Source organism: Mucilaginibacter sp. KACC 22063 (genome assembly GCF_028736115.1).
Taxonomy (GTDB): Bacteria; Bacteroidota; Bacteroidia; order Sphingobacteriales; family Sphingobacteriaceae; genus Mucilaginibacter.
Genome location: NZ_CP117877.1, coordinates 1,500,520 through 1,521,510 on the forward strand (window position 1 = coordinate 1,500,520; position 20,991 = coordinate 1,521,510).

Genomic DNA, 20,991 nt, shown 5'->3' on the forward strand with positions numbered 1-20,991 from the left:
CAATTTAAACAGTTAGAAAGTTGCATTTAAAGAGAATCCGTAACTCCTGGTAGCTGGTATTGAGCCATTGTCGATACCCTGATTATACCACTGGCTTCCAAGCGTAGTCTCCGGATCCAGATTTTTCAGCGTACGGTAGATGTAAAACAGGTTACGGCCAATTAATGAGAACCTTGCTCTTGACAAGCCAATGTGTTTAACAAAGTTCTGCGGCAGCGAATAACCTAAAGCGATCTCACGCATTTTAACATAGCTGTTGTTGTAAATTGCCACACCATCATTTATAGAGTTAGGGTCTCCGGCGCCAAACTGATTTTCATAATAACTGGCAGCATCAAGGATGATGTTGTTGGCCTGTCCGTTTGCTAAAACGCCTGGCTGTATCAAGCCGTCGTGGTAAACAGTTTCGCCGTTAGGCCCGGCAGTGGCGTTAGCTGCTAACTGTACGTTTACACCGGCTGAGTTAGTATAATAAGTTAAACCGCCATGTGCAGCATCTCTGTATTTAAGCGTGCTGGTATACATACCCGAACTTATACCGTATTTCAACGGAGTTGAAATCAGCTGTCCGCCTAATCTGTAATCGATCAGCGTAGTTAAAGAAAAGCGTTTATAAGTGAAGGTATTTGTAAAACCGCCTACAGCTTTAGGTAAAATGTTACCCACTTTTACATAACGGCTTTGATCCATAATGTAATAGCCATTGGCATCAATCAGCTTGTTACCTTTGCTATCTGTTGCAATTGGGTAGTCGTAAATATTACCAAGGGTTTCGCCCGGTTTGGCAGTAACTTTAATTGAGTTACCTTCTGTGCTGTAAAAGTCAAGCTCCGGCTCGTTAGGCGCAAGGGCATAAACCTTGGTTTTGTTGAATGAATAGTTCATGCGCACATCCCATTTAAAGTTATGCGAGGCAATAGGTGTGGCATTTAAAGCTACCTCTACACCCTGGTTGCCTATTGTGCCTACGTTTACGATCTGGCTGCTGGCACCATTACTTGGGGCAACAGTTAAAGGCAATATCTGATCATTGATCCTGTTGGTGTAATAGCTTACATCAGCGCCTATCCTGTCATTCAGGAAGCGTAACTCTAAACCTGCTTCATACTCGTGCTTTCTTTCAGGCTTAAGCGTGTTGTTACCATACGCGCTTGGAATAGAAAGCTGTGAAACAGAACCATTAATTGTTTGCAGCGATGTTTGTGCGTATGCAATGTTTGAAGTATAGATAGGGGCAGGGTTACCGTTTTGCGTATATGATAACCTTAATTTACCATAACTCAAGAATGACGGCATGATACTTTTAAGCGCATCACTGAAAATAAAGCTGCCGTTAACTGCCGGATAATAATAAGTATTGTTTTGAGGAGGCAATGTAGAGGCTGACTCCTGGCGGAAAGCACCCTCTAAGAACAGGTATTTTTTAAATGATAGGTCAAGCAATGCAAATGAACCTTCTTTTAACAGGTACTGCCTTGTGTAAGATGTGCTAAGTATACCGTATGAGTTATTTAAAGAAAAGAAGTTTGCCGTTACAAGGCCATTGGTAGTTCCTGATGCCTGGTCAAGATAGCTTTCGTGCCTTGCGGTAAAACCACCGCTTAAAGAGAAGTTAAAATCTTTGGTGATATCGTGTTCATAGGTCAACAACGCATCTCCGTATAAGATAGAGTATATACCTGAACTCACATTGTATGCACCTGTGCTCGAATTGCCTGAGTTAAATGCTACAGGATAAGTATTGTAGTTTTCTGCATCAGTATTGCGGCCGGTATAATCATTACCAATCCTTGCCCTGAATTTAAGGTGATCAATCACACTCCAGTTTAAAGTGGCGCTTGAATAGATACGATTCTCAGTCTCTGTATAGGTGTTTTTAAGGGTGCTAAAGAAATAATCGTAAAGATTAGGCCTTACCCTAAATATGAAAGCTTCGGCCGGGTTTAGTTGTGGATTTTCGGCTGGTGCATACTCATAACCTTGCGAGGTTAAGAATTTTTGCCTTACTAAATCCATTTTTTCTTCCCTTCCGAAGAAACCGTCGAAAGACTGAGCAAGCCTGTTGGTTTGATACGGGCGGTTATCTGTAATAGTATTTACATAGTTTGCAACCACATCAACACTCACTTTTTTGCTTAGGTTAAGTGTGCTGTTTAAGCCGAATGTGTTTTTATGTACACCTGATTCGCGCTGAATGCCGCCATAGTCAAGCCTGGTGTAAGATATACGGTAGTTGGCATTGTCTGTTTGGTTTGACAACGAAACGTTTGCACTTGAGCTGTAGCCTGTTCTGAATATGTCTTTATAATTGTCGGGCTGTGGCGAGTAAGACTGGATTGAACCATCCCACCAGCGTACCTGCTGGCCTTCCATTTTAGGGCCAAAATCGGCATATGCCCTGAAGTTCGGCCTCCAGCCAGCTGGCGATTTAGGGTCAGGTACAGAGCCGTCTGCATTAAAGCCAAGCGCAAGGTTGGTTGCACGGTCATAACCCTGGCCGTAAACGTTTTGGTAATTTGGTAAAAACGCCGCCTGCTCCATTGTTCCATAATAGTTGAAATCAACAGTAGGGCCTTTGCCTCTGGTGCCTTTTTTAGTAGTGATCACAATTACACCACCTTCGGCGTCAGAGCCATACAATGCTGTGGCAGCACCGCCTTTAAGTACGCTTATATTTTCAATATCATTTGGGTTTATATCCAATACACCGTTACCCTCAATGCGCTGATCTGTATAAAATCCCTGGTTATTGAAACCATTTGCGCCATATTGCTGCTGGTTACGGATAATTACACCATCAACTACATATAAAGGCGGCTGGTTATAGCTGATAGAATTGATACCACGTATCTGTACACTTACGGCGCTACTTGCACCACCCGGTTGGGTACGTATGGTAACACCTGCAACTTTACCATATAATGCAGAAGCAAAGTTAGTGCTGCCGGCTTCGGTAATATCTTTGCCACTAACATTAGAAGTTGCATAACCCAATGATTCTTTCTGTCTTTTAATACCGAATGAGGTTACAACCACTTCCTGCAAGCCGCCGGTGGTAGGCTGTAATTTTATTACCGAATTGCTTATTTCGGCAGCAGGGATTTCTCTTGTGGCAAAACCTACGTAAGAGAAGATCAGTACGGCTTTATCGTCGGCCACGTTAATGCTGAATTTACCTTCAACATCGGTAACAGTTCCTGACTTTCCGTCTTTAATCCGGATACTTACACCCGGTAGCGGAACATTTCTGTCGTCAACAACCTGGCCCCTTACATTAATAGAAGCAACTTCGGCTGGTGCATTCTGACTTTGATCAGCAACCTGTAGTAAAACTGTTTTATTGATAACCTTGTATTGAAGGGCATTGCCTTTTAAGCATTCGTTTAAAGCCTGATCTATAGAGGCATCTTTTAAAACAATACTTACGTTTTTATCTTTTAGGTCTTTCGAGTCGTAAAAAAACACATACCCCGTTTGCTTGTTAATTTGTTGCAGAACTTTTTGCAGGGGAGCGTTGCTTTCCTTTAAATTGATTTTCTGGCTATAACTCATTGCACTACAATGCAGTAAGCCTATAATTACAATTAAGGTGGTCAATTTCATAACCAATAATGTTTTGTGCAGCCATGCCTTATGCACGACTAATGAGGACGCATTAAATTTCATACATTTGATGAGTTTGGGTTAACAGAAGCGATACACTTAAATTCCCGGTAATAGGGATGGTTAGCTCAAATTATTTGCGCATTCCGATGGCCGTCGGAGTGCGTTTTTTTTAGCTAACCAAATTGATTTTTATTAGTAGTTAAGTTTGGTTTTGTAGGGTTTTCTTCATAATGGGTTGATTAGTCAATAGTTTATGTTAATTTTTATGGTGTTATAATGATGCACTTACCTTCAATGCGATAGTGTACTTTTTTAAAGCTGAGGATATCCAATATCTGCGATGCTTCTACGTTTCTTGATATTTCACCCGAGAAATGCCTTGGCGGTAATTGCCCTTCATATTTAACCTGTACATCATACCAGCGCGCTAACTGCCGCATAACCTCTTGTATGGTATTGTCATTAAAATTAAAGAGGCCGTTTTTCCAGGCAACGGCATCGTCTGTATTTACAGATGTAACCTCAACCTTTCCATTTCTGAATTTGGCTTGCTGGCCGGGTGAAATAATTGTGGATGTATTGGCTGCAGTGATTTTAACACTTCCCTCTAACAGGGTAGTGTTAATGGCTTCTTCGTCGCTGTAGGCATTAATATTAAAGTGCGTGCCTAAATCCTGAACCTCTTGCCCGTTACACTCCACTATAAAAGGTTTTTTAGGATCATGGGTTACTTCAAAATAAGCTTCGCCTGTAAGTTCAATTCTGCGCTGATTGCCATTAAATGCTACAGGGAACCTGATAGAGGATGCCGAATTTAACCAGACCTTTGTGCCATCTGCCAAAATAAACTGGAACAACCCACCGCGGGGTGTGGTGGCTGTATTGTAAATCTCAGTTGCTGATGTAGGTACTGCCTGATTAGCAGCGTAGCTGATTGTTCCGTCAGATACCTTCTTAACAGCCATATTGCCCTGTGTGGCAAGTGTGCCGTTTTGGGCGCTGTTTAAAATAATTGATTTTCCGTTAGCCAATGTCAGCACCGCCTTATTGCCACCAGGCATTAATTTTGGCTGCGCAATAGTTTTAGCTACATGTTGATTTGAATGCTTCTTTAAGATATAAATCAGTCCGGCTGCAAACACTATTAGTATCGATGCCGCTATAGACAGCTGCTTCCAGATTTTTACTGAGGATTTGCCATTGATTTGATTTAAAATAAGATTGAGGCTTTCCTGCTGGTCACTTTCTAATAAGTCAGTTTTAGGAGGCTGCTGTGATAAGGGGTATTTTAAATACCATGATTCAACCAGGGCAACCTCTTCGGGAGTGGCTTTGCCTGCATTGTATCGTTCAATAATTGCTTCTATATCGTTAGGTTGCATGTTGATAAGGAAATGTTATCCTTATGTTAACTAATACAACTTAGCGGCGCCCATGGAGTAGATAAAAAATTAAAAAAGTTAAAAAATGTGTAGCAAGCTTCATCCGCAGTATTTTAAGCGAATTATTAATCTGTTTTCTGACGGTAAGCGGGCTGATATTCAATTCGAGCGCTATTTCATTGTGCGAAAGATTGGCGTTTCTGCTCATCTCAAAAATTAAGCGCATTTGTGGCGGCAGTAAACTTACTTCTGCATCTATCAGTGCCGTTAATTCTTTCAGCCTGAACTGCTTATCCACGCAAGGGCTTTCATTCTCTATAAATGAAGCGAAAGAACTGATGTATGCCAATTTGATTTTTTGGTGCTTGAAAATATTTAATATCCTGTTTCGGGTAGCAGTGTAGAGGTAGCCTTTAAGATTTAATTCTAATACAATATCGTCACGGTTATTCCACAAGCATAAAAAGACTTCTTGTAGGATATCTTTTACTTCTTCCCGGTCGGGGAACATCTTATAGGCATGGATGTATAATATGCCATAATATCGCTTATGTACTGCTGCAAAAGCATTTAAATCGCCCTCTTTCAGGAGATTAAATAGTTTGCTGTCTTCACATAAGTCGTAAAAAGACATATCCGGATGAGAATTATAATTAATTAAAGTTTAAATCAATATTAAGTGGTTGTCCAAATATAAATATTAATACTTTTTTGTTTATGAGGTTTTTCTGAATATTCAACGATCATTTTTTTTAGAATGATTCTCATGCCTGATTGCAGATTAATCGTTTTTTATATCTGTTTTAAATATCCTGCGTTTTTCATAATCTTATAAAAAGTATAGCTTCGTTAATCGAAACTTACTTTATGAGATTATTGCTGCCAACCCTGATCTTGCTGCTATTGGCTACGCAGGCGAAATCAAACGCCAATGACAGTCTTTACCTTGTGCTTAAAAATGAGATCTTAAATAAAAAGATTTTTGATGCGCGGAAAGAGGGCCGTATCAATCAGCTTAAGCATACGCTTGCCCGTACAGATAGTTCAGATTACAATCATCAATATAATTTATGTAGCGATATATATGATGAGTACAGAGATTACATTTTTGATTCGGCACATGTTTATTCTCAAAAATTGCACTACCTGAGTACTTTAATGCACGACCATAATAAGCAGCACGAAAGCCGCATAAAGCTGGCAACCGTTCAGCTTAGCTGGGGTATGCTTAAAGAGGCTTTTGACTATATCAATTCAATAAATCCTAAAGAACTAAGCAATGATCTGATGCTGAGTTATTACGGGCTTAAAGCTGCTGCTTACCTGCATTTGTATTTTTATAACACAGATCAGTTTTACGTAGATAGCAACCGTAAAAGAGCTACAGCTGCATTAGATTCTGCATTGATGTACGCTAAACCAGGTTCTTATTATTACTACCGTTACAAAGCGGACCTGTTTGCGCTGAATGGTCAAAAAAATAATGCCGCAGAATATTACAGAAAGCTGCTGGCCGATAGCTCGATCACTTTTCATCAGCGTGCAATGGCAGCCAATAACCTGGGCAATCTCTGCAACGGAGATGAAAGAATAGGTTTGATAACAACTGCTGCTATTTATGATGTAAGATCATCAACGAAAGAGACGCTGGCTATTTTTACACTGGCCAGGCATTTTTTTGACAATGGCAACCTGGAAAAAGCTGAGTTTCTGCTAAAGGAAGCACATGATGAGGCCTCTTTTTATGGTAACCGTATACATGAAGAGGAGATCGTGGCTTTACTTACTACTCTGAATGCTCAAAAATTAATTAATGCACAGGCTGCTAAAAACAAGATACTTACATTACTGCTTGGCTTGGTGGTAGCTGCTATTGGTGGTACACTGGGCATAGCAAAAGTGTTGTCAAACAGACTAAAGAAGGTAAAGATGCGCGAGGAAATGGTTCAAAAGAAAAACCAGCATCTTGACGAGATCAACAAAACGTTATCAGAAGACGGGCGTATCAAAGAAGAATATATCGGTAATTTTTTTAATATGATCTCGTGCTATATACAAAAGCTGGAAAAAATTAAAAGAACAGCAGATCATAGTTTCAAAACAAAAAACTTTGCAGAGTTATTAACCATAACAAGAGAGATCAACCCGAAAAAAGAACGTGAAAATTTATTCAATACCTTCGATAGGATCTTTCTTAAATTGTTCCCTAATTTCATTAATTCTTTTAATTCGCTGCTTAAAGAAGAGGAGCAGATATGGCCAAAAGGAGAGGATGTATTGAATACTAATCTCAGGATTTTTGCCTTAATGCGATTGGGTATTAAAGATAACCAAACCATTGCCAGCATACTGGAAAATTCTTTAAGTACCATTTATACCTACAAGACCCGCGTTAAGTCGAAAGCAGTGGTAAAGCCAGATGATTTCGATAAAAAAATAATGGAGATCAAATTAGGCGCGATGACTTAGCACTTGCTTAACATTAGGTGAAGTTTCGATAATAAATCGTAAGTAAAACGTTTTACATGGTCTAGATTTTTTACATCGGAATGGTGTGTAACTGATTGTAAATCAAATTTAAACTTAAAAAGTAGATTTGATTTTTCTTTGATTCATTCCCTGCTTTGCAAAACAACAGTATCGTATTCACAAATTTGTTGTTAGCGCGGCCAGCTTAGGTCCGCGGTGAAAGCTGCTACCCCACAGCTTCCATTTTTAGCCAATTATAGTATCTCCTGTCGCTTCATAATTAAGTAGCAATACGGAGTTTTTATAGTCTTTTTTTAAAAGAGTTTTTACAGCAAACTAATACACAATGCCATGAAACCTACCCCCACCTAAGGGCACAAATGCTCATTTAAGAACCAACTAAAATTTTACCAAAGTTTCTAAACCGTTATTATGCAAATAAGAACTTTACTCAAAGTATTTTTCATTTTCATGTTTTCTCTGATAGCGCTTAACGTTAAGGCTCAACGGAGAACTATTACCGGAACAGTGGTCGACGAGAAGAACGTTCCGCTACCCGGGGTAACTATTAAAAATCAGGTTTCGGGTGCAGGCACCATGACCGATGCACAGGGCCATTTCAAAATTGATGCAGGTGCTAATGAAAGCCTTTCATTTTCGTTTGTGGGTTACACTACCCAAACCCGAAAACCCAATGCAGATACGCAGATCATGATCAACCTTAACCCGGCCAACAGCAGCCTTAATGAAGTTGTTGTAATTGGATACGGTACACAGGACAGGGATAAGGTAACCTCTGCGAACGATAAGGTTTCTGCAAAAGATTTCAGGCAAAGTGGTGCCAGAAACCCGCTTGACCTGATACAGGGAAAAGTGGCAGGTTTAAACCTGACCCGTACCAGCGGATCCAATCCGAATAGTGGTGTTTCAGTACAGTTACGTGGTGCTGTTACTGTTACCGGTAGCGCCAGCCCGCTTTATGTAGTTGACGGTATTCCTTACCCTAACTCAAACATCCTTGATGTTTTGCAGCAGGACGATATCGAATCTATAGACGTCATTAAAGACGGCTCTGGTGCGGCAATTTACGGTACCACAGCTAATGCAGGCGTTATCCTGATAACTACAAAAAAAGGTCAGGAAGGCCCTCCGCGTTTTGATTACTCCACTTATTTCAGAAAAGAGTATCTGCAACGCCGCGCTAAATTTTTAACTCCTGACGAGTTCCGTCAAAGAATTGCTTCAGGTGATATCAAACAGCAGGACTTTGGCAGCTCTACTGATTTTTACGATCAGTTGATCAACCACGGTAACCTGTCACAAAATCATAACCTGGCTTTGTCAGGCGGAACTAACAAAACCCTGTACCGTGCAAGCATCAACTACCGGGATTTGCAAGGTATTGCCAAAGAAAACGGCAGAAAAGAATATAACCTGCGTTTCAGCGTTCAGCAAACCGGCTTAAACGACAGGTTAAAAATGCAGCTTAACGTGGCTACCAACTTCAACAACGCCAACTTATTAGGTGGCGGCGGCTGGGAAAGCGAGCTTACTAAAAACCCTACACTATCTAACTATAACCCTGACGGTTCATACCGTTTTGACCTTACAAGTACTAACGAGTTTGCAAGGTTATCGCAGGAGACCAGCTACCGTAAACAACAAACCACTACTGCAAACGCTAAAGCAGACTTGACCATTGTTGAAGGTTTAAAGGCAAGCGTGTTTGGTTCAGTAGTAAGAGACAGTTACCTGGATGGCCAGTACCGTTTAAAAGCAAGTGAAAACTCGGTGGAGAACACCGACTTCCCGGGCGGTGGCTATGCTTACAGAGGCACTTCATTGTATCAGGATTTCGCGTTTGAGCCCACTATTCAGTACGAAAAAACCTTCAAAGAAAAACATGACTTAACTGCATTGGTAGGTTACAGCTATCGTTACCATATCGAAGAAGGCGCTTCAGCTTCAAATCGTGGTTTCATCAATGACCTTTTTCACGAGGATAACCTGGCACAGGGCTCAGCGCTGGCTTTAGGTAAAGCATCCATGTCGAGCTTTAAAAACGACAATACACTTGTTGCGCTTTTAGGCCGTATCAGCTATTCATATGATGATAAATACCTTGCGCAATTCATTTTACGTCGTGAAGGTTCATCACGGTTTGGTGATAAAAACAAGTTTGGTTACTTCCCTGGTGTTTCAGGCGGATGGGTGGTTTCAAGAGAAGGCTTCATGAAAGATGTTTCAGCAATTAACTTCCTGAAACTGCGTGTTGGTTACGGTATAACCGGAAACAGCGGTTTTGCCAATAATGCATCGCGCGTAACTTTAGGAGGCGGCGGCAGATATTTATATCCTGATGGCCAGTACCTGGAAACTTACGGCCCTAACAGAAACCCTAATCCTGACTTGAAATGGGAAACTAAGCGCGAGTTAAACATCGGTGCCGACTTCTCCCTGATAGGCAACCGCCTGTCTGGTAAGTTGGAGTTGTTTAAACGCACTACAAAAGATTTACTTGATACCTATACCTCGCCACAACCTCCGTTTATCCAGTCAAGCATCTACACAAACGTAGGTACAATATCTTCAAAAGGTATTGAATTGTCTTTAAGCTACAGCGCAGTTAAGTCTAAAAACTTTAGCTGGGATGTTGATGCAACATTCTCAACTCTGCGCAATACGCTTGATTCGTATTCAAACGACCAGTACAAAGTGCTTTACAAAACCTTTGGCGACATTGGCGGCGCAGGTGCGCTGGGTAACGCAATTACCACTTACGAAGGTGGACAATTGGGCGAATTCTGGGGTAAACGCTTTGCCGGATTCACTTCTGATGGCAAATGGCTGTTCTATAACAGAAATGGTGAAGCGGTTACTAATGATAAGATCAATTACTCTAAAGACCGCAATCTTACCGACTTAGCCAAAATTGGTAATGCTATCCCTAAGTACTATGCATCATGGAATAACGATTTCAGGTACAAAAACTGGGATTTGAGAGTATTCTTACGCGGTAAGTTTGATTTTGATATCCTGAATACTACTGCGCTTTCTTACGCCAATAAAACCTGGAGCGGAAATCTTTTAAGAAGCACATTTACTAAATATGCTGCAATAAATGATACTTATCAGTACTCTGATTACTACATCGAGAGCGGTAGTTATGTGAAACTTGATGAGGTGACACTTGGCTATAATTTCAAATTCAAAACCAAATTAGTTCGTAACCTGCGTGTTTATGTTAGCGGCCAGAACTTAGCTACCATAACCGGCTATACCGGCAGCGACCCTGACTTTATACAGGATACAGGTACAGGCCCGGGTATAGATAGCAGAGGTGCATATCCAAGCACACGCACGTTTTTAGTTGGTTTAAACTTTGGATTTTAATAACGAATAACATGAAAAACAAGATATTAATTTGCAGCCTTTTAGCTGGTGTAATGGCTATCACCTCATGTAAAAAGCAGGTTGAAGAACATGCCTATGACCAACTGGTGGCAGACAATTTCTATAACAATAAAACCGAAGTGCTGTCTGCAGTATTACGTCCTTACACCCATGCCAATGCCTGGGTAACACCTTCGGGGCAGGATGGCTGGTGGAGGCCTGCCGAACTATCAGGTGATCAGCTGGCATGGCCAACTAAGGGCCGCCACGGCGAAGACGGTGGTAAATGGAAACGTTTGCACTACCATACCTGGACCGTTGACGAAGGTGGACTGAATAATGCGTGGTCGCTAATGTTCTGGGGTATGGGTTTATGTAATGACCCTATTGAACAATTGAGCAAAAGGGACATTGCCAGTATGGGCATCACCCAAACAGAAAAGGACTCATACATTGCCGAATTGAAACTGCTTCGCGCTTTCCATTACCTTAAATTAATGGATCTTTTCGGCAACATACCGATTGTAACTAAAGTGGGTGAGCCAGCCAAACCGGAGACCAAAACCCGTAAAGAAGTATTTAACTTTATTGAAAGCGAGATTAAGGAAAACATTGATAAAGCACCTAAACTTTCGCGCGCAATGCTGGGCCGTATGTCTCAGGCAGGCGGTTATGCCATGCTGGTAGAGCTTTATTTAAATGCGGAAGTTTGGACAGGTACACCACGCTGGGATGACTGTATTGCTGCTGCTGATAAGCTGATCAGCAACCAGGCCGGTGGCCAGAACGGTGCAATGGCGCTTGATCCTAATATTACAGATCAGTTTAAAACTACTAATGACCTTTCAAAAGAGGTGATCTTTTCTATCGCTTACAATTATAGCGTTGCCAATTTCCAACCGTCATGGCCTTCAGAGTTTTATCACTTTAAGCAACAGGAGATTTATGGTGGTGGCCGCAACGGGAACGATGGTATAGTTGTAATTCCGGGAGTTTACACTACTTATGATGCTGCCGACCAACGCCGTTCAGACTGGTTGTTGATTGGCCCTATGTTTAAGTTTGTGAACCCTACCCAGCCTGTTTTAGCATCAGAAGAGTATAACGGCCAGCAACTGGTTTTCGTAGATAATATCCGCAAAAACAAATCTGGTTCTACCGTAACCAATATGAGTGAAGGTGAAGAGAACAGCGGCGTACGTTTTAATAAATATAAATTAGGCAATCAATTTGCTGGTCCGGGTGGCGTACCTGCTATTGACCCTAACTACAATAACGGCGACTGGAATATTTACAGGCTTACCTGGATCTATTTTGCGAAAGCCGAAGCTTTAATGCGCAAAAATGGCGGCATTGCAACCCAGGATGTTTGCGATTTGATCAATGCCTGCAAGTCAAGGGCGTTTTCTACAGCTGATTGGGCTACCAGGCGTTATACCCCGGCCACCCTTACACTTGATGAATTGTTAGCAGAACGTGGCCGCGAATTTATTTTTGAGGGTTTCCGCAGGGATGATTTGATCAGGTTTGGGAAATTTGCTACAGCTACCTGGTGGGATCATAACCCTACAAATGCTACAAAAACCTTGTATCCGATTCCGCAGCAGCAGCGGGATCTTAACTCAAATTTGAAGCAGAACCCGGGATATTAACTATTAAACTGTTGTGCTTGTGTTTGCACTCAGTTACACATGCTTTTAAAGCATAAGAAGATAATTTTATGGGGTAATTAGTTTATATTGTTGGATCAATGCAGCCGGTTTACTGGCTGCATTGTTTTTTAGCTATGATGTTATCATCTTAAAACAAAGAAGGGTGTGAACACTTTGCTTATATTGCCGTTACCACTACATCATGCAGGATCTTAAAAGCTATATCGCATCTAAAGTATCAGTAAATGAAGATGACCTGCATACAATCATTTCAAAATTTCATAACAAAAGCTTGCGTAAAGGCGAACTGCTTTTAAAACGCGGCCAGGTGGCAACAAATTATTACTACCTTGCTAAAGGCGCTCTGCGGTTTTATTATGACCAGGAGCAGGAACTTACAGCATGGATAGTGCAGCCTGGCGAGTTTTTTACAGAGATATCCAGCCTTAACCCTGAGCTACCCACCCGTTTCAATATAGAGGCTGTAGAAAACGCTGAACTTTATAGCATTAACAAACGCGACATGGAAATACTGTATCAGGCTATCCCGGCATGGCAGGAATTTGGACGCAAAACATGGGAAGCAATGGCTATACGCATGATCGATGAGATTATCCGCTTTCAGACCATGTCTGTAGAAGAACGCTACCTGGAGTTTCTCAAAAAGCCGGGTTTTATGCAGCTGGTATCTGTAAAGCAACTGGCCTCTTATCTGGGCATTACACCTAATGCGCTCAGTCGTATCCGCAAAAATCTTCGCTAACTTGTTAACTACCATTTGGTAGTTTCGGGCATTGATATAGGGCATAGTTTTGTCATACTATGAACAATATTATTTTGGTAGCAGGTGCAACCGGGGAGCTTGGTGGCAAAATCTGCAAAGCGTTAATTAACAGACATGCTAAGGTAAGGGCTATTGTACGTGCAGCAAGCGACGAAGGTAAAGTTAGTGCCTTACGTAACAACGGTATCGAGGTTATTGAAGCCGATTATGCTGATCACGAAGCGCTGATTGCAGCATGCAAAGGCGTAAGCTGTGTAGTGTCTGCATTGGCCGGTTTGCGCGATGTGATTATCGCTGCCCAGTCTCAATTACTGAAAGCAGCCGTAGCCGCCGGTGTTCCGCGCTTTATTCCTTCTGATTTTTGCACCGATTACACCCAGCTATTGAAAGGCGACAACCGGAACTTTGACCTGCGAAAAGAATTTCAGGCAACGATAGATAGTAGCAATATCAAAGCGACATCCATTTTTAACGGAGCGTTTGCTTATGTACTACAGTATAATATCCCACTGCTTAATTTAAAGGATAAAAGCATTGCTTACTATGAGGATAAATTAGATTGGAAAATCGACTTTACTACCCTTGATGATACCGCGGCTTATACTGCTGCCGCAGCATTAGATGACAATACACCACGTTATCTGCGTATTGCGGGTTTCCAGGTAAGCCCGAATGAATTGTCCGTAATCACCAAAGCGTTGTATGGAGAACAGTTTCAACTTCAACAGCAGGGCACAATGGAACAGTTTGCTATATACATCAAAAAGGCACGCCAGGAGCAGCCGGAAGGGGAGAGCGAGTTATATCCGAATTGGCAGCAAATGCAATACCTGTACAGCATGTTTGCTGCACATCATAAAGGTTTGGATAACGGCCGCTATCCTGAGCTGACATGGCATAACATTCAATCCGCTTTACCTCAATTACCCAATCAATAATCTGCAAATACTTATGAAAGATCAATATACAGATGAACAACTGATCAAAGGCTGGAAGGGGTTTACTAACCATACTGTTGAGGTAAACGGCACGCAACTTCATTATGTTGATGGTGGCAAGGGCGAAGTACTTATTTGCTTGCCCGGCTGGCCGCAAACGTGGTATTCTTATCATCCTATTGCCCCGGCTCTGGCTGAACATTACAGGGTAATTGTAATTGATATACGTGGTATGGGTAGCTCGGCTATGCCATCATCAGGTTATGATAAGAAAACAATGGCTGCCGATGTGCATGAGCTAATGCAGCAATTAGGAATTCAACAGGCTTATGTGCTTGGGCATGACATTGGCGGAATGGTAGCCTCCAGCCTGGCATTTAATTTCCCTCAAGCTGTAGCCGGTTTAATACTGGCTGATGGCCTGCATCCCAGCGAAGGCATGATGCAAATGTCGTTAATGCCTGCTCCCGGCAGCTTTGGAGAAAAGATCGACCATCAACGCCCATATACATGGTGGATGGGATTTAACCAGGTGAAAGGCCTACCCGAACAATTATTAGAAGGGCGATACCGTTACCTGCTCGACTGGCTATTCCACTATGTAATGGTAGACGATACTAAAATGCCTGACTTTGACAGGGAAGTTTATGCAAGTGTTTACAATCAGCCTGAAAGGATTTGTGCTTCAAATGCATGGTATCAAAGTTTTAATATGGATATTGAAGATGCCAAGGGCTATGATAAATTAAAAATGCCTGTTTTAGGTGTCGCCAGCGATGTTTCGTATGGTTACTATCAGTATGCATTGCCATCAATCGCTGAAAAATATGAACTGGCACACCTGGAAAATACAGGGCATTACATGTTTGAGGAAAATCCTGAAACAGTGATTAAACTGGTATCAGATTTTATAAGTGAGCCGTACAAGCATAATATTTGAGCCGTAGAAGAAAACTGAACGTGCGCTGCGATGTGATCTTTGTGATATGAAAAACATTAAAAATATCCGGTTGGGTCACAATGGCCCGGTTGTATCAGGTCTTGGTTTAGGTTGCATGCGTATGTCATCAATTTGGGGCGGCCCAACACCAGACGAAAAAGAAAGTATTGCTACCATACATGAAGCCTTAGATAATGGCATCAATTTTTTAAATACCGGCGACTTTTACGGTGCCGGGCATAATGAAATGCTGATAGGCAAAACCATTAAGGAAAGGCGTAACGATGCTTTTATTAGCGTAAAATTTGGTGCTATTTTTCATAATGGGCATTGGCTCGGGCTGGATCTCCGTCCCATAGCGATCAAGAATTTTATCAATTATTCACTGACGCGTTTAGGCATAGAAACCATAGACCTTTACCAACCCAGCCGCATGGATGGCAGCGTGCCGGTAGCAGATATTATTGGTACGGTAGCTGATTTGGTTAAAGAAGGCAAGGTGCGTTACATAGGCGTATCAGAAATTAATGCCGACCAGCTTCGCGAAGCAAATAGCATTCACCCGATAAGCGCACTGGAGATTGGCTATTCGCTGGCCGACCGCCAGATAGAAGCTGACCTGTTGCCTGCCGCAAAAGAGTTGGGCGTTGCTGTAGTAGCATTTGCAAATACTGCTGAAGGTCTGTTGACCGGCGAAATGAAGGCCCCGCTTCCTGAAAATGATTACCGCAACCATTTCTCACGCTTTCAGGGTGATAATTTAAAACAGAACCTTGAAAAAGTTGAAGTTTTAAAGCAGTTGGCAAATAGCAAAGGCGTTACACCAACGCAGCTTGCCATTGCGTGGGTTAAAGAGCAGGGCGACTATATTATGCCTTTAGTGAGCATGAGTCGCAGATCACGCTTGCCCGAAAATATTGCAGCAATGAATATTGTATTTACGTCAGAAGAAATGAATACCTTAAGCACTACTTTTGCACCGGGTGCCATAGTTGGCGGCACATATTTGCAGCGTTAATCAAATGATCAGTCCCGAAGAGATTTTACCTGGCGTAATATTTTATTCTTACCTCTCTGCCGAGCGGAAAGAGAAAGTATGTTTTTGGGGCGACCACACCCTGATACTGCAGGTTTCGGGGCAACTAACCCTGGAAACTGCCGGTCAGCAAATATCAATGACTGGTGGTGAAATGTTGCTGATTGGCAAAAACCAGATAGGCACACTTACCAAAACCCCGTTGCCAGGTGCAAATTACGAGACCATTGTAATATCCCTGCAGAAAGATTTACTGCGGAAGATTGTTTTGGAAGAAAAGTTAGAGGCGGACCGTAAATATATTGGTCCGCCTAATATTTTGATTCCCTCCAATCAGTTCTTGCAAGGCTATTTTCAGTCAATTGTGCCATACGCCCGAAACTCTGGTGCAGAAATGACCGATGAAATGGGGATATTGAAAGTAAAAGAAGGCGTTAAATTATTATTGCTCGCTTTACCTGCGCTTAAAAACTTCCTTTTCGATTTCTCTGAGCCGCATAAAATTGATCTGGAAAGGTTTATGGCCCACAATTTTCATTTTAACGTACCGATAGAAAAATTTGCGCAATTAACCGGCCGTAGCCTGGCAGGTTTTAAACGCGATTTTCAAAAAACTTTCAATGCGGCACCGCGTCACTGGCTGCAAGACAAGCGGCTAAATGAAGCTAAATATCTTATCGAAGCTAAACATCAAAAGCCTTCGACCATATACCTGGATCTGGGCTTTAAAAGCATATCACATTTTTCTTATTCATTCAAGAAGAAGTTTGGCATGTCGCCTAATGAGCTGATCCATGTATCTTCAGTATCGGGTGCTTAACGATTAACTTTCATGTAATAAAAAAACTGCGGGCTTGAAAATCAAGGCACCGCAGTAAAGTAACCGCTACGTTACAGTTCTTTGTCCTCGAACATTTTAGCGTCACGGGTATTTTTTTGTACGGCAATGGCCGAAAACATACTTAAGCAAAATGCCATAGCATAAAAGCCTTTTTCGCTTCGTGCCAGTTCTGCATTCCACAGGCCTATGGTTAGCAGTACCATTGCAGCAATAGTGGCAAACCAGCTCAGCCCATAATAAAGGTCGGTAACCACAAGGCCTTCTGACCTGTCTCTCACGCTTTTTTGCACAGAGATTACGGCAAATAAGCCGAACAATAGAATAGTGAAATAATAGCCTTTTTCGTTCAATTGCATACCGGCATTCCATAATCCAATGCAATATCCAACAACACCTGTTAATAAGGCAAACCATGATGCACCTATAAATGCGCCGGTTGGTTTAAACGGGTTTCTAACTTTTTCACCATGTTTTAAAATGGTTTGATTTTCGTCTGTTCTGTTTTGTAGCGGTTCCATTTTGTTTTAATGATTAATATGGAAGCAAATATGGAATGAGTGAGCCTGCTATAAAAATCAAATTATCTGAAAAACTGACGATATACTTCTTGAAAAATCTATCTTTAGCGCTAATTGATATAGCTTATGGATTCGCTTTCAGAACTTGTTGATTTACTAAGTGATGCAGATAAAAGGCTCTTTAAGCAATATCTGCAACGAAAGAACAAGCGCAATGATGTAAAAAATTTGCTATTGCTCGATTTAATAAAAACTGATGATATAGATTTTTCAGAAAAGCTATATCAGTCAGAAAAAAGCAAAGATGCCTACCACGCTTTACGCAAAAGATTACAGGATAACCTGCTTTTATTTTTATCGCAAAAGACATTTGAAAATTCTAATGCCGAAACTTACGATGCATTACGGTTGGTAGTAGTAGGGCGTTTTTTGTTAGAAAATGATGTGATTAAGGTGGCGTTTAAATGTTTGGATAAAGCAGAACGGCTGGCCGGGCATTTGGAGCAGTTTAATTTATTGAATGAAATTTTACTGTTAAAGTTACAATACGCTCACCTGCCGGGGGCAGAAGATCTGAAAGCTTTAACGGCGCGGTTTTTAAAGAACCAGACTGAAATGCAACGCGAGGCCATGCTAAATATGGCCTATGCTTTTATGCGGCAGCAGCTGCAGGAAATACACTTGAAAGGGAAGATCGTCAATTTGACGGCCTTGATAATTACAACTATCCGCAAGTACAAAATTGCTGTTAAGGACCTGATGACCTATAAGTCTATCTACCAGATTTTGTTCATAGCAAATGAGTATGCAGCCATACAGCAAAATTATTCGTTGATAGAGCGGTACATCAACCAAACAGATAAATTTATACAAGAGCAGGCAAACCCTAAAGAGCCTTATCTTTTTTACCATATATCCATTTTGTACTATCTGGCTAATTTTCAGCTGCGTCAAAAGGATTTTGCAAGCAGTACATCTTACCTCAAAGAAATGATGAATTTAATGATCACGGATGGCCGTTATCATTTGCTTTTCTATTTGCGTTATCACCTGCTTGCTGCGCTTAACTTATTTTTTACAGGTGATGCTAACAATGCAATTTTACTACTACAACAATCGCTTGCTCATGCTAAACCCACTTCTAAATTGGAGGATATAGAGGACTTACGCATATCGCTAACCATGTTTTTAGCTATGTGTAATGATAAAGGGAGTTTGAAACAGCTAACCTTGTTAACGCGTACTGACGCATGGTATGAAAAAAAGATGGGCATGTTATGGACCATCCGTAAAAATCTGATGGAAATTTTGGTACATGCCCAGTTCGATAACATTGAGCTTGCCATGTCAAGGCTAAGCAGTTTCAGGCGGCGTTACAAAAAATACCTGCTTAAAACATCTGAAGAAAGAGTGCTGTCGTATCTCAAACTGGTGGAAAAATACCTGCTCAAACCTGGTGTAATTAATGAAATGGCTTATAAAAAAGCAGTTTTAAACCTGTTGCATGAACCGCGAAATAACGATATATTCACCTTAAGCTTTATTGCATGGCTCATGGCCCGCTGGGAGAAAAAGACACCTTACGATATCGTTTTATTAATTGTTAACACCAAATAATAGCTTGCTATGATCTTCCCGATAAGCCCTTGTAATAACCAAGGTATCAGAACCTTTATTAATCAAAAAGCATTGTTTGGGAGCTGTATTATTCATATAAACCTTCCTCAAATTCTGTTAAAATAATATGGTTAATGTGTAACGATAATGTTATATTTGAGAGTACACGCCTTACACAAAGTTAAAAAGCCATTGAAATGACCCGACACAATACTGAGATCAATTCCGCAGGTAAAGCGTTGGAGCCATTACTAAAGCTGCAAAACGAACGTTTTAAATATGTTGCTAAGGCTACAAATGATGTAATAAAAGATTGGGACATTGTTACAAATGACATTTACTGGGGAGATAGCTTTGAAAGCCGTTACGGGTTTCAAAGAAATGCCGAAACTTGCAATGCAAACTTTTGGCTTGCGCAAATCCACCCAGAAGACCGGGCACGTATAGATCAGGAAGTTTATAATGCCATAAACAATCCCAGCCTTATAAATTGGGAAGCGCAATACCGGTTTAAAATCGCAAATGATGACTATATTTTTGTTTCTGACAGAACATTTATCATACGCGACGATAGTGGCACCGCCGTACGTGCAATAGGCGCGCTGTATGATCATACAGCTGTGAAAAAATACGAGCAGGAGTTGCTGGCACTTAATCAGCAACTTGAAAAGAATGCAAAAGAATTGTCGGCCTCAAATACTGAACTGGAAAGGTTTGCTTACGCAGCTTCACATGACCTGCAGGAGCCATTACGAATGGTGACCAGTTTTCTTGAGCTATTAAAACTGAAATATGCACCGCAACTGGATGATACTGCCGGTAAATACATAGCGTATGCTGTAGACGGTGCATCGCGCATGAAAATACTCATTATGGACCTGCTTGAATATTCCCGGATCAATACAAAAGCATTTTCATCACAAGCTGTAGATCTTGAAGAAGTGATAGCGCGTTTAGAAAACGTTTTTTCTGAAGATATTACAAAATACCAAATTAAGATTATTAAAGGCACGCTGCCTGTATTAACAGCCAATTATGAGCAGATGGTTCAACTTTTACAGAATTTGATAAGCAATGCAATTAAATACCGTAAAACAGATCAAAACCTTGTAATAGACATTAAGGCTGAACTGGTAGCAGACGAGTATCAGTTTTCCATTAAGGACAATGGGATCGGGTTTGATATGAAATTTTCAGATAAGATATTCATCATCTTTCAAAGGTTGCATTTAAAAGAAGATTATCCCGGTACAGGCGTTGGTTTAGCCATATGTAATAAAATTGTTAGCCGGCACCAGGGTAAATTATGGGTAGAATCTTTACCAGGTAAGGGAAGCACGTTTTATTTTACTATTCCAAAAAATTTAAAGATCATAACAAATGAAGGAGATTGATATATTACTGGTTGAGGATAATGAAGGTGATATTGTACTTACCATGGAGGCAATGAAACAGGGCAAGTTAAAGAACAATGTTATAATAGCCCGCGATGGGCAAATGGCATTGGACATGTTGCTGAAAAACGCCCCTTATCAGGATCAAATTACCCCTGATCTTATCTTGCTTGATATTAATTTGCCAAAAATGGATGGGATAGAGGTTTTAAAACAGATCAAGGAAAATAAATTGCTGAAACGTATCCCGGTAATTATGCTCACTACATCTGCTGAAGAAGGAGATATCTTAAAATCATATAATAATTACGCCAATTGTTACATCACCAAGCCCATCAATCTGTCAAGTTTTATGGAAGTGGTATCTACAATTGAAGAGTTTTGGGTTTCGTTAGTTCAACTTCCTTCAAAGAGATAATAT

General features: G+C 41.1%; 15 protein-coding genes. 11 read left to right on the forward strand and 4 right to left on the reverse strand.

The features are described from left to right. Window positions 1-12 precede the first annotated feature (12 nt). The 3 genes from PQ461_RS06555 to PQ461_RS06565 form a co-directional block, all read right to left on the reverse strand. On the reverse strand, window positions 13-3,603 hold the full coding sequence (locus tag PQ461_RS06555; RefSeq protein ID WP_274302589.1) for a SusC/RagA family TonB-linked outer membrane protein: 3,591 nt from the start codon (window positions 3,601-3,603) through the stop codon (window positions 13-15). Window positions 3,604-3,869: 266 nt separating this feature from the next. After that, window positions 3,870-4,988 carry a FecR family protein gene (locus PQ461_RS06560; protein ID WP_274302592.1) on the reverse strand — a complete coding sequence of 373 codons (1,119 nt, stop codon included), beginning with the start codon at window positions 4,986-4,988 and terminating at the stop codon, window positions 3,870-3,872. Between the two features lie 40 nt (window positions 4,989-5,028). Then, complete coding sequence (locus PQ461_RS06565; RefSeq protein ID WP_274302593.1) at window positions 5,029-5,622, reverse strand: RNA polymerase sigma-70 factor; 594 nt, start codon at window positions 5,620-5,622, stop codon at window positions 5,029-5,031. Between the two features lie 233 nt (window positions 5,623-5,855). Between PQ461_RS06565 and susR the strand changes: the two genes are divergently transcribed. The 8 genes from susR to PQ461_RS06605 all read left to right on the forward strand — a co-directional run bounded on the left by susR (window position 5,856) and on the right by PQ461_RS06605 (window position 17,020). After that, entirely contained in the window at window positions 5,856-7,457 is a 1,602-nt protein-coding gene (susR, locus tag PQ461_RS06570; RefSeq protein WP_274302594.1) for a SusR family glycan utilization regulator, read from the forward strand. A 471-nt stretch (window positions 7,458-7,928) separates the two neighbouring features. Then, the gene (locus PQ461_RS06575; RefSeq protein WP_274302596.1) at window positions 7,929-10,850 is read left to right on the forward strand and encodes a SusC/RagA family TonB-linked outer membrane protein; all 2,922 of its coding nucleotides are present in this window, start codon (window positions 7,929-7,931) and stop codon (window positions 10,848-10,850) included. Window positions 10,851-10,861: 11 nt separating this feature from the next. Further along, on the forward strand, window positions 10,862-12,502 hold the full coding sequence (locus tag PQ461_RS06580; RefSeq protein ID WP_274302598.1) for a RagB/SusD family nutrient uptake outer membrane protein: 1,641 nt from the start codon (window positions 10,862-10,864) through the stop codon (window positions 12,500-12,502). A gap of 202 nt (window positions 12,503-12,704) precedes the next feature. Then, the gene (locus PQ461_RS06585; protein ID WP_274302600.1) at window positions 12,705-13,265 is read left to right on the forward strand and encodes a Crp/Fnr family transcriptional regulator; all 561 of its coding nucleotides are present in this window, start codon (window positions 12,705-12,707) and stop codon (window positions 13,263-13,265) included. Between the two features lie 59 nt (window positions 13,266-13,324). Continuing rightward, on the forward strand, window positions 13,325-14,224 hold the full coding sequence (locus PQ461_RS06590; protein ID WP_274302602.1) for an NmrA family NAD(P)-binding protein: 900 nt from the start codon (window positions 13,325-13,327) through the stop codon (window positions 14,222-14,224). Between the two features lie 13 nt (window positions 14,225-14,237). Continuing rightward, complete coding sequence (locus PQ461_RS06595; protein WP_274302604.1) at window positions 14,238-15,164, forward strand: alpha/beta fold hydrolase; 927 nt, start codon at window positions 14,238-14,240, stop codon at window positions 15,162-15,164. 46 nt (window positions 15,165-15,210) lie between these two features. Continuing rightward, complete coding sequence (locus tag PQ461_RS06600) at window positions 15,211-16,182, forward strand: aldo/keto reductase (RefSeq protein ID WP_274302605.1); 972 nt, start codon at window positions 15,211-15,213, stop codon at window positions 16,180-16,182. A gap of 4 nt (window positions 16,183-16,186) precedes the next feature. After that, window positions 16,187-17,020: a helix-turn-helix domain-containing protein gene (locus PQ461_RS06605; RefSeq protein WP_274302607.1), complete on the forward strand. Its 834-nt coding sequence runs from the start codon at window positions 16,187-16,189 to the stop codon at window positions 17,018-17,020. A 71-nt stretch (window positions 17,021-17,091) separates the two neighbouring features. Here the strand turns inward: PQ461_RS06605 and yiaA are convergent, their stop codons facing one another. Beyond that, the gene (gene yiaA, locus PQ461_RS06610) at window positions 17,092-17,559 is read right to left on the reverse strand and encodes an inner membrane protein YiaA (protein WP_274302608.1); all 468 of its coding nucleotides are present in this window, start codon (window positions 17,557-17,559) and stop codon (window positions 17,092-17,094) included. 126 nt (window positions 17,560-17,685) lie between these two features. On the opposite strand from yiaA, the gene PQ461_RS06615 reads away from it, so the two are divergent. From PQ461_RS06615 to PQ461_RS06625, 3 genes are all read left to right on the forward strand, one after another. Then, on the forward strand, window positions 17,686-19,176 hold the full coding sequence (locus PQ461_RS06615) for a hypothetical protein (RefSeq protein ID WP_274302609.1): 1,491 nt from the start codon (window positions 17,686-17,688) through the stop codon (window positions 19,174-19,176). Window positions 19,177-19,373: 197 nt separating this feature from the next. Continuing rightward, complete coding sequence (locus tag PQ461_RS06620) at window positions 19,374-20,570, forward strand: sensor histidine kinase (protein ID WP_274302611.1); 1,197 nt, start codon at window positions 19,374-19,376, stop codon at window positions 20,568-20,570. Then, complete coding sequence (locus tag PQ461_RS06625) at window positions 20,557-20,988, forward strand: response regulator (protein WP_274302613.1); 432 nt, start codon at window positions 20,557-20,559, stop codon at window positions 20,986-20,988. The genes PQ461_RS06620 and PQ461_RS06625 overlap by 14 nt, the downstream gene beginning before the upstream one ends. Window positions 20,989-20,991: the final 3 nt, after the last annotated feature.

Coding starts and splice junctions, on each gene's coding strand:
- PQ461_RS06555 (WP_274302589.1), bottom strand. CDS start 3,603: ATGAAATTGACCACCTTAATTGTAATTATAGGCTTACTGCATTGTAGT.
- PQ461_RS06560 (WP_274302592.1), bottom strand. CDS start 4,988: ATGCAACCTAACGATATAGAAGCAATTATTGAACGATACAATGCAGGC.
- PQ461_RS06565 (WP_274302593.1), bottom strand. CDS start 5,622: ATGTCTTTTTACGACTTATGTGAAGACAGCAAACTATTTAATCTCCTG.
- susR (WP_274302594.1), top strand. CDS start 5,856: ATGAGATTATTGCTGCCAACCCTGATCTTGCTGCTATTGGCTACGCAG.
- PQ461_RS06575 (WP_274302596.1), top strand. CDS start 7,929: ATGTTTTCTCTGATAGCGCTTAACGTTAAGGCTCAACGGAGAACTATT.
- PQ461_RS06580 (WP_274302598.1), top strand. CDS start 10,862: ATGAAAAACAAGATATTAATTTGCAGCCTTTTAGCTGGTGTAATGGCT.
- PQ461_RS06585 (WP_274302600.1), top strand. CDS start 12,705: ATGCAGGATCTTAAAAGCTATATCGCATCTAAAGTATCAGTAAATGAA.
- PQ461_RS06590 (WP_274302602.1), top strand. CDS start 13,325: ATGAACAATATTATTTTGGTAGCAGGTGCAACCGGGGAGCTTGGTGGC.
- PQ461_RS06595 (WP_274302604.1), top strand. CDS start 14,238: ATGAAAGATCAATATACAGATGAACAACTGATCAAAGGCTGGAAGGGG.
- PQ461_RS06600 (WP_274302605.1), top strand. CDS start 15,211: ATGAAAAACATTAAAAATATCCGGTTGGGTCACAATGGCCCGGTTGTA.
- PQ461_RS06605 (WP_274302607.1), top strand. CDS start 16,187: ATGATCAGTCCCGAAGAGATTTTACCTGGCGTAATATTTTATTCTTAC.
- yiaA (WP_274302608.1), bottom strand. CDS start 17,559: ATGGAACCGCTACAAAACAGAACAGACGAAAATCAAACCATTTTAAAA.
- PQ461_RS06615 (WP_274302609.1), top strand. CDS start 17,686: ATGGATTCGCTTTCAGAACTTGTTGATTTACTAAGTGATGCAGATAAA.
- PQ461_RS06620 (WP_274302611.1), top strand. CDS start 19,374: ATGACCCGACACAATACTGAGATCAATTCCGCAGGTAAAGCGTTGGAG.
- PQ461_RS06625 (WP_274302613.1), top strand. CDS start 20,557: ATGAAGGAGATTGATATATTACTGGTTGAGGATAATGAAGGTGATATT.